This window comes from Flavobacterium sp. (genome assembly GCF_025352015.1).
Lineage (GTDB): Bacteria > Bacteroidota > Bacteroidia > Flavobacteriales > Flavobacteriaceae > Flavobacterium.
Window position 1 is genome coordinate 35,968 of record NZ_JANXUG010000059.1, and the last position, 12,933, is coordinate 48,900.

Sequence of the window (12,933 nt, forward strand, 5' to 3'; positions counted from 1 at the left end):
TTATTGATTTGATGCAGAAACTTTGACTTTTACAAAATCCATAACTTTTTTAATCTCCTCTTCGGTAACTTTTTTGCCCTTATTTCCCCAAGAGCTTCTTTCATAATTAATGATAGCTGTAACCTCTTTTTCTGTAAAATTCATATTGGTTCCCACGGCTGCCATAACGCCATATTCAGCACGTGCGTCATAACCATTCATGATAATATCTACGTACAACTCAAGGTTTTCTCCATTTACAATTGGACTTCCTTTCAATGAGGGAAATGCCCCTTTTAGACCTTCACCATTGGCCTGATGGCAAGCTATACAATTGGCATCGTAAAGAGTTTTCCCGTCAAGTGCTTTTGTTCCTTCCTTTCCTGCAAGGGTATTTGCAACTTTTTTATACAAAAATTCTCGAGGAACTGTTCCTGTTGGCAAAGGAGTTTGTTTGAGTGACTGAATGTAGGCAACGAGTTGTAAGGCTTGTTTTTTTGCCACAACTTTTCCGATTTTTCCATTCAAAAACTCCGATGGCATAGTCACAACAACATCGTTCTTTGAGGGTTTTGCTTTAATTTCAAAAAGCCATTGGTAAGAAGGCATTATTGATTGTGGCACTACCGATCTTGGATGATAAAGATGCATTAAGTTCCAATCTTTGCTGGGTTGACGGTTACCTACATCGGTTAAGTCCGGTCCAGTTCGTTCTGTTCCCATTAGTGTCGCCGTGTTTTGCCAAATGCTGGTTCTACCAATATTGGCATAATCGGCAGCCATTCCTGGTCGTGAACCAAACTTTTTATCCATATCGACATTTCGAACCTGTTGTGAGTGACAACCCACGCAACCTTCGGCAATATAAAGTAGTTTTCCTGCTTTGGCATCACCAGAAAGTGGTTTTGTTCCCAGTAAAGGCAGATTGTTATATTGATTTTGAAACGCTGGCATTATTACAACCAAATAGGTCAAGAACGTGAATAAAAGCCCGGCTGTGAGGTATAATCTTATGTGATTATTGAAAATATTCATTGCCATAATTAGTTGTTTTTTGTTTTAAAATCTTAAATGCTTCTTCTTTTATGTCAAGATCTTCTATTTCTTTGGTTGTCATTTTATAAAAATTATAAGCAAAAATCAAATGCGAAATAAACATTAAGCTTCCGCCAATTGCTCTCCATAGCCAAAAATCAAACATTAAAACAACGCTATCAATAAATGGCTTTTCTTCCATCCACATTAAACCTCTTAAAGTAGCACCAATAGAAAGTGGAATAGTGTAAAACAACATTCCTATGAACGCTAACCAAAAATGAACTCCGACTAAATGTTGTGGTGGTTCTTTCCCTGTTAAGCGCGGAATAACAACATAAAATCCGCCCCAGAGCGCAAAAGTTATAATTCCGTAGAAACCTAAATGTGCATGTGCTACTGTAAAATCGGTAAAATGCCAAATCAAATTTGTAAACTTAAAAGCCTCTGCTGTACCTTGAAGCGATACAATAAAATAATATATTATTGCAATTAAGAAAAAAGGTAAGGTATAACTAGTGGCAACTTTATTCCATTGCCCTTTAAAAGTCATTGAAAAATTTATTGTTGCAGCCACAACAGGTATTATCATCCCTGCACTTCCTACGATGGCAACAGTCTGCAACCACCAAGCTATCGGCGCAAAAATAAAATGATGTGTACCAATAATTGTATAAAATAATATTTGTGTCCAAAATGCTAAAATTCCGAGACTGTAAGCATAAATCGGTCGGTTAAGTTGTTGCGGAATAAAATAATATAACAATCCTAAAGTATATAAAGTGAACCACATCCCTACTCCCGAATGCATAAAATAGCCTTGAACAATAGTTTCTGAAACGCCATCTTGCCAAAAGGGCAAATAAGCAGTTAATGCCACGATTATTGTAAAGATTATCGCTGAAACTATGTACCAATTTGCGATATAAATTTCTTTTGTAGTACGTTTTGCGACTGTTAAAATAAAATTTGCGAGCGTTAGTATTAATGCTACTGCAAACAATGCCATTACGGGCCAAATGTATTCTCTAAATTCGCCACCGCCATTATTGATACCCGACAGTAAGCAAATGGTTCCAAAAATTACCATAAGATTAGTTAACGCCAAAGCGTACCAACCCAATTTAACACTGTAAATTTTAGCATTACTAACTATTGGAACGACATAATATCCTAAACCAATCATTGCGATCGATGCCCAACCCCAAAAAACAATGTTGGTGTGTACTGGTCGCAATCGTCCAAAACTTAACCAACTTTGATGATCTACATCTGGAGCAACAAATTTAATTCCAAGATACTCACCAATTCCAGTTCCTACAACCAACCAAAAGGTGGCGCATCCAAAATACCATAAAATAAGTTTGGAAATATTAGATTCTAAACTGGGCTTTTGAACAGCTTTTTTTTTCAAAGCTGTGAAATGTACTTGATGCTTGTCGCTAATATTGTGTAAAATTCCAATTTTGTCTTCGGCTTTTTCGGTTCCAGATAGCTCATTATTGGTGAGTTCAAAATCGAGGGCAACTTTTCTTTTATGAAGCGTTTCTCCTAATTCTGATGGATTTATATTTTCTAAATGATCTGCAAATTGTTTTGCTTCGTCAAATTTTCCCTTGTTTAAATATTGTTTAATCGTATTATTGGCTTTTACCATCGCATACAAAACTCCTAATAAAACAGGTAGAAGAATTAAAATTACAGTGATTATAATTCCCGGCTGTGAAAAGAAATTATCTTTTTGCTTTTTAAAATCTTCCGCAAATAATGTACCTGACGTTAAAAGCAAAATAGACAATAATTTTGCTTTACTAGAAGAGTTTTTTTTAGAAATTGAAGCATTACGATTTTGAAATTTGAGTAATTTTTGAACCTGAACTTTAGTCAAGCTTTTTAAATATTCTGAAAAATGATTTTGAATTCCTAGTTTCGTCCATTCATCATTTTCTTCAACTTTATTTTTAAATTTAATGTAGAGGCTGCCTATAAAAATAATTATTGGGATTACTACAACTAAAAACACCAGCCACAACGCTAAAGTGTTGGAATTATCACTAATAATATTGGTAGCAACTTGTCCATAACTACTTTTTGAAAACAAAACAGTAATTAAAAAGGTAAGAATTAATTTTTTGGCTAATTTCATATTTTACTTATTTATTTAAAACCCTTCTTTGACAATTTGTCTGTAAATCGTTTTGCAACCTACTCTTTCATTTTTTTTACACCCTTATGATCGATAGTTCCGGTTATACCAGACCATATGATTTTATCAGATTTTATAGAATATATATTGGTTTCAATGGTGTAGGTTTTTGTGGTTGTGTAATATCCTGGTGATGCATTGTAATTAAATCTGTTACTATAATAGCCACTAAAATTTCTTTAATATTCAGGATAAAAATCAATTTCTGCAGGAGTGTGAATTTTTTCTTCATTAATATCTATCAACCACATGGAGACGGCAGTATCAAAACCATCTTTTCTAATTTTATCCCAAATTGCTTCTGCATTTTTTCTGTTAAAATTTGCATTAAAATAATCGTATGACGCAATTTCATTTCCTTTGAGATAACTTATCATCTGATTTTCTGCATTGCGATTGCTGATTTCATCTTTAAAAAGTGCCACTACCACAACTTTATTAAGCTTTTCTACAGCAATTTCGCTATTTTGATTGCGCTAACTACTCACAATTTTTGTTGAAGCACAAGAGGTCAAAATAAAACCAAGAATTAATAAATCCAATAATTTTAACTTATTCATATTTAATAATTTATAGACATTACACGTAAGTAAATATCATGATTTAATGCTGCACCTTTTTATAAAATGATAAACATAAATTGCATAGTTCACAAACTTTAATAATAGAAAATATTAATATTTATTACTATCTTTTATTTTACTAAAAAAACCTATTTATTTTTAAGAAAAAATTTTTCTAAATCTAATTCCTCATTAAAATCAGCAATAGTATTATCTTCTAACATAGATATTAAATTTCGTTTTATTTCTTTAAATTCAAAGTGAACAGGACACGGATTTTTTTCTGAACATAATTTTAAACCAATAATACAATCTTTGTAAATTGAGTCACCATCAACAGCCCTTACTATATCTGCGAGAGAACTTTTCAAATTCCCTTGATTCATATAAAATCCACCATTTGGTCCTTTCACAGAATTTAATAATCTTTTTTTACTTAAATCTTGCAATATTTTTGCGATGAAGTGCGCTGGTGCATCAATACCTTTGGCAATTTCTTTTACACCAACATTACCTTCATCTTTCGATTTTTGTGATACAAATATCATGGCTTTAATTGCATATTCGCAAGATTTTGAAAACATAGTACATATTTAGAATACAAATATAAAACTAATATTTAAAAATAAAAAGAGTTTTTTATCTTTTTTTATTTTTAAAAAAAACGCCTCAAATTTCCTTGAGGCGTTTACTATAAATTACATAAAATTATGCTTTACCTGCTGCTATCAAATTCAATGCAGAACCTGCAACAAACCAACCAATTTGGCTTTCGTTGTATGTATGATTTGCTAAAATGGTATCTTTTGTACCATCACCGTGAACAAATTCCAGTGTCAATGGTTTTCCTGGCGCAAATTCGGTTAAATCCAAAAAGTTGATGGTATCGTTTTCTTGAATTTTATCGTAATCGCCTTCGTTTGCAAAGGTCAGAGCTAGCATTCCCTGTTTTTTCAAATTGGTTTCATGAATTCGTGCAAACGATTTTACTAGTACAGCTTTCACACCTAAAAACCTTGGTTCCATGGCAGCGTGTTCTCTTGAAGAACCTTCACCATAATTTTGATCTCCCACCACAATAGTTGAAACTCCGGCTGCTTTATAAGCTCTTGCCACAACAGGAACTGCAGCATATTCGCCTGTTAATTGGTTTTTAACTTTATTTGCTTCCTGATTAAAAGCGTTTACAGCACCAATGAGCATGTTATTGGAAATATTATCTAAATGCCCTCGAAAACGCAACCAAGGTCCAGCCATAGAAATATGATCGGTAGTACATTTCCCGAATGCTTTAATTAATAATTTGGCGCCCGAAATATTTTTACCATCCCAAGCTGCAAAAGGTGCTAACAATTGTAATCTGTCGGATGTTTCACTAACCAAAATTTGAACTTGAGAACCATCTGCCGCTGGAGCCTGAAAACCTGCATCGTCTACATCGAAACCTCTTTTTGGTAATTCATCTCCGTGTGGCGGGTTAAGCTTCACTGGTTCACCGTTATCATTTAATAAGGTATCTGTAATTGGATTAAAAGTTAAATCGCCCGAAATTGCGAGAGCTGCCACCATTTCTGGCGATGTGACAAAAGCATGTGTATTTGGATTTCCATCAGCACGTTTAGAGAAATTTCTATTAAACGAATGCACAATAGTGTTTTTTTCTTGTTTATCTGCTCCTGCTCTATCCCATTGTCCTATGCATGGACCACAGGCATTTGTAAATACTTTTGTCCCCATTTTTTCAAAAGTGGTAATGATTCCATCCCTTTCGATTGTATATCTTATTTGTTCGGAACCTGGATTGATTCCAAATTCTGCTTTTGGAGTAATTCCATGTGCCACTGCTTGTTCCACAATAGACGCAGCACGCGACATATCTTCATAAGACGAATTGGTACATGAACCTATTAATCCCCATTCAATTTTTAAAGGCCAACCATTTTTAACTGCTGCTTCTTTCATTTTAGAAACAGGTGTCCCTCTATCTGGTGTGAATGGTCCGTTGATATGAGGTTCTAATTCTGATAAATTAATTTCAATTACCTGATCAAAATATTGATTTGGGTTAGCATAAACTTCGGCATCACCAGTTAAATATTCAGCTATTGTATCGGCAGCATCCACAATATCTTGACGATTAGTTGCCGCTAAATAGCGTCTCATCGAATCATCGTAACCAAAGGTAGAAGTCGTTGCTCCTATTTCTGCACCCATATTACAAATGGTTCCTTTACCTGTACACGACATATTGGTTGCGCCTTCTCCAAAATACTCAACGATTGCTCCAGTGCCACCTTTTACGGTAAGAATATCGGCAACTTTAAGGATTACATCTTTTGGTGCCGTCCAACCGTTTAATTTTCCTGTCAATTTTACTCCAATAAGTTTTGGAAATTTCAATTCCCATGACATACCCGACATTACATCAACAGCATCTGCACCACCAACACCAATTGCTAACATCCCAAGTCCGCCGGCGTTTACTGTGTGCGAATCTGTTCCAATCATCATTCCACCTGGAAATGCATAATTTTCTAAAACGATTTGGTGTATAATTCCAGAACCAGGTTTCCAAAAACCAATTCCATATTTATTAGAAACAGAAGAAAGAAAATCAAAAACTTCTTTTGATTGTTTGTTCGCAAAGGCTAAATCGGTGGCTGCACCATCTTTTGCTTGAATTAAGTGATCACAATGAACTGTGGTTGGAACGGCAACTGTTTTTTTTCTGGCGTGCATAAATTGTAATAATGCCATTTGGGCGGTTGCATCTTGACAGGCAACTCTATCGGGAGCAAAATCTACATAATCTTTTCCTCGTGAGAAAGCTTGTGAAGGATTTCCTTCCCATAAATGTGAATATAAAATCTTTTCAGAAAGTGTTAATGGTCGTCCAACTATTTGTCGAGCTTTATCAACTCTTTCAGCCATAGTAGCATACACTTTTTTAATCATTTCAATGTCAAAAGCCATAGTATATTGGGTTTATTTGTTTGCTGTGCAAATTTACGAAAACGTTGAGCTTTTATAAAAGATTTTAATAAAATATATTGATTTGAAGCACTATTTTACGAAATGATAGTTTTTGTTATTGCATTTTTACAAATACTATAAATAAAGCTTTATAAAATGACTATTCTTAATTTTTATCTCTCAAATCCATCATTGGTTTTTCGTAAAAACGGTAAAAAAGATAGCATATTACAATTGTAGTTGTAAGATAAACTGCGGTTAAGAAATGAAGTTGTAGCAAAGATGCTTTTTCTTTATCAAAAAAAAACATGAATAATTGCAGCAAAACACTGTAATGAAGCAGATAAATTGAGTAAGAAATTTTGCTAATAAAAACAATTGGACGTTTAATGAATGAAATTGACATCTCCAACTGAGAAAAGAAAGGAACAAAAAAGGCAATAGAGAGTGATGCTAAAGGAAGATAAATTACATTCCAAACATAAGGGCATGTTTCGGGAAGAATTCGTAAATAACCCATTCCGAAATACATGAAAAGCATTATAAAGCTTCCAATTAATACTGATGAGACTTTAAATTTCCTCCAATTATTAGAATAATTAATACTAATCCAAGCACATATAACTCCTATGAAAATGGCATCTAACCGATAAATCATCACCGATTTTAAAGAAACATTCCACTCCTCTAATGTAGTAGTTTGGTTGTGAAATTGGTAACTAATTTTAAAAAAAACGAATAATGTAGTTAGAAACAAGGTAATAATCAGAAAGAATCTATTCTTGTTTTTTGGTTTGAAAAAAAGCGAAAATAACAACAGTGAAAATGGCAAAATAAAATAGGCCCATTCTTCAACAGACAAGCTCCATGATTCGGGAAAGAACGTCGACATTTTGAAAAAACCATTATGTAGAAATACAAAATACAACCCAAAATTTGGCATTGAATAACCCAAACTCATTGTAATTATACTATTGATAAGCAGCACCAAATAATAATTGGGTAATGTTCTGAACCATCTTCTTTTGAGAAATCCAAAAGCGATTTTACTAGTGAAATCTTCTTTCAAGTAGATTTTGTAAAGTATCCTACCGATCAAAAAACCGCTTAACACAAAGAAAAATTCAACACCTAAAAATCCAAAAAGGGCAAATAAATGACGAATTATTCCATCATTCGGATTATATATCCATAGAATATGTGAACACAGCACCATTGTAATTGCTATGGCCCGCATTAAGTCTAATCCAAAAACCCTGTGTGTTGTATTATTTGTCATTTAGCTTGAAATTTTTAGCTCGATATTCATTGATTGGTTTTTCAAAAAAAGTATACATTAAATAACTCAATCCAACGGTAACTGACAAGTATAGAAGAGCAAAACCGTTTAATTGCCAAAGATTGAAATTCTTTGTTTCAATAAAATATTTCATTAGAAAAAGCACCAAACTGTAATGCACCAAATAGACGGAATAGGAAATATTACAAATGAAAGTAATAACTTTTCGAAGTGTTTGCGAAGGCGTTTTCCAGTTTAACAAATAGGGAATAAACATGCATATCATCAAGGATACTAATGGCAAACAACAGATATTCCAGAACCAGGAAGCATTATTTAATCTCAATTTGAAAACTACAATGCACAAAATTAAGAGTAAAAATAAAACAACGCCAACCACAAAAAATAACTTGCGTTTTGCTACAATAAATTCTTTATAATTATGATTAAAATAGCCAAAAAGAACACCAATCAAAACTGAATCAATCCTGTAAATAACAACAGAACGAACTTCAAAACTCCACTGTTTTAAATCTAAATTTGTTGAATATATGTTGTAATATAATTTCAATAAAAATGTGGCGATTATTAATCCAACTATAATGTATAAAAACATATAGCGTTTTGAAATTTGCCACACTATTTTTGAGGAAATCAATAACAAGAACACTACAAAAATATAACCGATTTCTTTGACGGGTAAACTCCACGATTCTGGGAAGAAAGCAGCAATAGGCGTGGCAAAATTTTGAATCAGCAAAAGATATTTCCAAACGGGTGCTATCGAAAATCTAAATAACAGAAATACAATTGCTAGTATAAAAACAACCAAATAGTAGCTAGGCAGGACTCGCATTAATCTTCGGGAGACAAACAAAAGCGCATCTTTTAAACTATAATTATCATGAAGATATTGTTTGTAAAGAATACCTCCTATTAAAAATCCGCTTAAAACAATGAACAATTCGACACCTAAAAAACCACTAGCATCTTGTAATTTACCTAATAAAGCATGTGAATTATAAATCCAGGAGGAATGCGAAAACAGCAGCAAACTTATAGAAAGGGTGCGCAAAAAATCTAAACCAAAAAATCTTTTTGTACTTATTTGCTTTCTATCATTCATATAAAAATGTAATTTTGACAATCATGAGAAAATCAAAGATATATAAAATTTTAGGAGTTTTGTTTTTGGTAGCTTTTATTGGCGCGGGAATTTGGCATTGGCAATTGTCCAACCGTCATAAAGCCATTGTGAAGTCGTTTTTGTTTGAAAAATTAGGCGTTGTAAATCCAAATTGGAAAGTCGAAAATAAATTAGAAACCTATAAAATGATTTCGCCTGAATTTTATATTGATGGTATTTACAAGTCGATGGAAGGTCCGAAAGCGTCTAATTATGTGCAACTTTCGCAAGATTCGACTTTAATTTGGCTTACAGGTTTTCACGTAAAAGCGATTGATAATAAATCGCTGCAAACAATTTCAAAGGATTTTATTTGTCATACGAATATTGATTTTAATGACGTGAATTATTACAGTTCATTACATTTAGAAAATCGAATTGGTAAGCATTATCCACGACTGACATCACTTTCACATGGTATGGAAAATTTCAGTTTTCCTAGTGGTTATGGTGTTCCGATGAAAGGAAATGAGTTTTTGTATGTAACCACACAATCTTTAAATCACAATCTTCTTGATGCAAATTTTTGGATACGGCATGAAGTTGATATCAACTATACAAGAGAGAAAAATTTGAAACCATTGATGAGCCGAACAGCTTTTATCATGCTTTCTTATAATCAATCTGATCCGTATAAATCACCATTAGATCCAGGAACCAATCAATGTATTCCGGTTGAAACTAAGAATCATACTTATGATGATGGGCACGGTAATAAACTATCTGGTCATTGGGTAATTCCTGTTGGAAAAAACACGTATAGAAGTTCTGTGAATAATCAACTGGAAATTCAGGATAGTTTGCGTTTGCATGCTGCGGCGATTCATGTTCATCCGTTTGCTACTCAAATATCCTTATTTGATAAAACAATAAAGAAGTGTGTTTTTACTAGCAAAATTGTAAATCACAAAGGGAAAATTGGCTTAACTAGCATTGAACCTTTTTTGTCCGAAGAAGGGATTTGGTTATACAAAAATCACGACTACGAAATTATATTAAACGTAAACAATACTACATCCGAAAATCAAGATATGATGGGAAGTATGTTTTTGTTTTTTTATGATAAGGAGTTGGATGGATTGTTGGGGAAGGATTAAAACAAATCCGAATGTGTTCCTGTATCCATAAACAACAATATTAATTCTTGGTCATTTTGTTGCCAAATTAAAAGCCAATTAGGTTTAATATGACACTCCCAACAATTTTTATAATTTCCAGAAAGTTTATGTGGTTTATATTGTGAAGGAAGTTTTCCTTTTAAAGCTAATTCATCAATGACAACTTTTAATAAACTTAAATCATAGTTTCTCTTTTTACAAAGTTTTAAACTTTTTTCAAACCTATTAGTAGTTATAATTTTATACATTCAAAACTTTTTTAAACAACTCATTACTGTCTTTATATGAGTTTATTTTACCACTTTTAACATCATCAAATGCCTCTGAAATACCTGATTTTGAATTACTCTCGAGTATTTCTACGCCATTTGCTTCTTTGCTTAACAATTCAATCAATGAAGCAAGTAGTTTTCCTGCTTTGGTGTTTTTGTTAATTTTTAAAGTTATTGTAGTCATTTTTGTTTCTTTATATTATGTAAAGATACTCATTTTATTTCTTCCCCAGCCCGGCTTTTACTGTAACATTTTCTTTGACTGGATACTTAACAACCCCGACTTGTTAGTAAAAAACCCCACCTAGATAGATTAAAACCCTACCTAGATAGACTAAAACCCTGACTGGTTACTTAAAACCCCTTATTGGGAACTAAATAACCCTTACTGGTTAGTTCATAACCCCAACTTGATATTTATAAACCCCAATTGATTGCTCTATAACCCTTGCTGATTGCCCCCTCAACTGCCTGTTTGCCGACAGGTAGACGCTTTGGGTTACAAAAAGAGATTGAATATAGAGAGAAATGGTTTTTTAGCTTGATTGGATTTGTGTTAAATATTGGTTAAAATCTTGCTTTTTATATTTGAAGGCATACGTTTTGCATTCTTAATTTTGATATTGTAGTGCTATTAAAATTGTATTAGATGTTTCACTTAAATTTAATTATTATGAATGCAAATGTTAGAAATGAGGAAGTTAGTGCTTTTGGCGATTTTGTTTTAACGAGTTATACTCGTGATTTTGATGTTATTAGAAGTAGGTTTTCGAAATTGGATGCTTCTTTTAAAGATGAGTTTATTGCAAAGCTAAATTTTGTAAAGGAACTAGAAAGTAGTTTGATACTTACTGAAAGTCAGAAGGGAGTGACCGCCAGTTTGTATGAAGAAGCTAAAAGATTGAATGAAGATTTGAATTTTTTGAGTGCTTATTTTAAAGATGCTTCGTTGAATGCTGGTATTGTTACCGATTTGAAGAATGATTTGTTTAATGGCAATATTGAAGGTGCTATTTTGAAAATTGAGGGTGTGAGACAGTTTGTTGTTTCTAACCAAGTTGCACTAGTTGCTCAGGGAATGGATGCTGGTTTTGCGGGTTCTTTGACTGATTATAAAGTGAGTATGACCGCAAAAAACCAGACTCAGAATGAGCTTATTAATAACCGTAAAAAGTTAACAGATGCTAACCAAGGTCATTATGAAGAACTGTTGAAAATGATTTGAAAAATAGTTAGGAATGGGAAACTGGTTTTTAAAGGAACAGTTATTCAGGATGAATATACCTCGGTTAAAGTTATACAGCGCATGAGATCGGCAAAGATTAAAGATGGTGGTGTGAAGGTTGCGTAAAGTTTAGGTTTATTTAAGAAAATAGCCCAATGAAACCATTTTCGTTGGGCTATTTTATTTGGTTTTTTAAAGTTGCGTTTTCTTCTTCGAGTTTATGAATGTATTTTTTCATGGTTTCAAAAACAAACTGATCATTTTCAGAGTTAAAGAAATTATGACTTCCAGAATAGTTTCCTGATGCATTTTCGTTATTAATGATATAAACACCATCATCTGGTTGATAAATTTCTTCTAGTTTCACGTTAAGTTCTTTTGCCATTTTGTCCCATTCTTTTTTGGATATTTTGGTAATACCGTTTTCTCTGCGGTTATAGTTTGAGGTATCCATGCCGAGTTTGAAAGCAAATTCCTCTTGTGAAAATCTTTTTTCACGTGTATCTTTTAGTTATTGTTTTATCATGATTGTCCTTTCTTTTAATCAAAGTTATTAAAAATGCTGTAAAGTGCAATTAATTTGCTGAAAATGGCATTTTTATTTTGAAAAATAATTTACAATTTTGATAAACTTAAAATCATCTTTACATTTGTTTTGCTAATCGCAAAGTGCACGTTGTTTTAATAAAATAATTGATTAGATGGTTTTTAAAAAATTATTTAATAATTAAAATTTTAGAAATTATGAAACTAGAAAGTTTACAATTAGACAAATTTCAAGACAAAGCTTTAAAAAGAGAACAGATGTTTATGTTAAATGGTGGTGGTATTCCAACGGGGCCAGGAAATATTTGCCTTCAGAATTCATCAGGTGTCTGGGAAAATTTCGATTACGGCTATGACTCAGATAGAGGTGGTGGAGTACTTACATTTCATAACAGAACGTTAACAAAAACTCTTTGCCTTCAATAACCGTTAATTTTATTTAAAAAGTCTGAATTCTTAATAAAACAATTCAGACTTTTTTTAATAAACCTTAAAATTGCTTAATACTAATATTAAATTCTACTTGATATTTTGAAAAAAAAACTTATTGC

Annotated in this window: 12 protein-coding genes and 1 pseudogene; 3 read left to right on the top strand and 10 right to left on the bottom strand. The window is 32.6% G+C overall.

The features are described from left to right. From Q0Q96_RS05980 to Q0Q96_RS06010, 7 genes are all read right to left on the bottom strand, one after another. The gene (locus tag Q0Q96_RS05980) at positions 1–1,020 is read right to left on the bottom strand and encodes a cbb3-type cytochrome c oxidase subunit II (protein WP_293872323.1); all 1,020 of its coding nucleotides are present in this window, start codon (positions 1,018–1,020) and stop codon (positions 1–3) included. Then, a complete protein-coding gene (locus tag Q0Q96_RS05985; RefSeq protein ID WP_293872324.1) occupies positions 998–3,160 on the bottom strand; it encodes a cbb3-type cytochrome c oxidase subunit I in 2,163 nt (720 codons plus the stop codon). The genes Q0Q96_RS05980 and Q0Q96_RS05985 overlap by 23 nt, the downstream gene beginning before the upstream one ends. A 239-nt stretch (positions 3,161–3,399) precedes the next feature. Continuing rightward, positions 3,400–3,645 (bottom strand): hypothetical protein, encoded by a 246-nt coding sequence (locus Q0Q96_RS05990; RefSeq protein ID WP_293872325.1) that lies wholly within the window; start codon positions 3,643–3,645, stop codon positions 3,400–3,402. Positions 3,646–3,932: 287 nt separating this feature from the next. Then, entirely contained in the window at positions 3,933–4,367 is a 435-nt protein-coding gene (locus Q0Q96_RS05995; protein WP_293872326.1) for an Rrf2 family transcriptional regulator, read from the bottom strand. 124 nt (positions 4,368–4,491) lie between these two features. After that, positions 4,492–6,756 carry an aconitate hydratase gene (locus tag Q0Q96_RS06000; RefSeq protein WP_293872327.1) on the bottom strand — a complete coding sequence of 755 codons (2,265 nt, stop codon included), beginning with the start codon at positions 6,754–6,756 and terminating at the stop codon, positions 4,492–4,494. A gap of 166 nt (positions 6,757–6,922) precedes the next feature. Next, positions 6,923–8,035, bottom strand: coding sequence for an acyltransferase (locus tag Q0Q96_RS06005; protein ID WP_293872328.1), 1,113 nt, complete (start codon positions 8,033–8,035; stop codon positions 6,923–6,925). Beyond that, the gene (locus Q0Q96_RS06010) at positions 8,025–9,161 is read right to left on the bottom strand and encodes an acyltransferase (protein ID WP_293872329.1); all 1,137 of its coding nucleotides are present in this window, start codon (positions 9,159–9,161) and stop codon (positions 8,025–8,027) included. The genes Q0Q96_RS06005 and Q0Q96_RS06010 overlap by 11 nt, the downstream gene beginning before the upstream one ends. A gap of 23 nt (positions 9,162–9,184) precedes the next feature. On the opposite strand from Q0Q96_RS06010, the gene Q0Q96_RS06015 reads away from it, so the two are divergent. Continuing rightward, the gene (locus Q0Q96_RS06015; protein WP_293872330.1) at positions 9,185–10,318 is read left to right on the top strand and encodes a hypothetical protein; all 1,134 of its coding nucleotides are present in this window, start codon (positions 9,185–9,187) and stop codon (positions 10,316–10,318) included. On the opposite strand, the gene Q0Q96_RS06020 is transcribed toward Q0Q96_RS06015, so the two are convergent. After that, positions 10,315–10,587 carry a type II toxin-antitoxin system YafQ family toxin gene (locus tag Q0Q96_RS06020; RefSeq protein WP_293872331.1) on the bottom strand — a complete coding sequence of 91 codons (273 nt, stop codon included), beginning with the start codon at positions 10,585–10,587 and terminating at the stop codon, positions 10,315–10,317. The genes Q0Q96_RS06015 and Q0Q96_RS06020 overlap by 4 nt on opposite strands. Further along, a complete protein-coding gene (locus Q0Q96_RS06025; RefSeq protein ID WP_293872332.1) occupies positions 10,580–10,795 on the bottom strand; it encodes a hypothetical protein in 216 nt (71 codons plus the stop codon). Before Q0Q96_RS06025 ends, Q0Q96_RS06020 begins: the two co-directional genes overlap by 8 nt. A gap of 465 nt (positions 10,796–11,260) precedes the next feature. Between Q0Q96_RS06025 and Q0Q96_RS06030 the strand changes: the two genes are divergently transcribed. Continuing rightward, positions 11,261–11,836, top strand: a complete 576-nt coding sequence (locus Q0Q96_RS06030; protein ID WP_293872333.1) for a hypothetical protein — start codon at positions 11,261–11,263, stop codon at positions 11,834–11,836. A 175-nt stretch (positions 11,837–12,011) separates the two neighbouring features. On the opposite strand, the pseudogene Q0Q96_RS06035 reads toward Q0Q96_RS06030, so the two are convergent. Continuing rightward, a pseudogene (locus Q0Q96_RS06035) lies at positions 12,012–12,332 on the bottom strand (helix-turn-helix transcriptional regulator); the annotation flags it as partial. 248 nt (positions 12,333–12,580) lie between these two features. On the opposite strand from Q0Q96_RS06035, the gene Q0Q96_RS06040 reads away from it, so the two are divergent. Then, entirely contained in the window at positions 12,581–12,808 is a 228-nt protein-coding gene (locus tag Q0Q96_RS06040; protein WP_293872334.1) for a hypothetical protein, read from the top strand. Positions 12,809–12,933 lie beyond the last annotated feature (125 nt).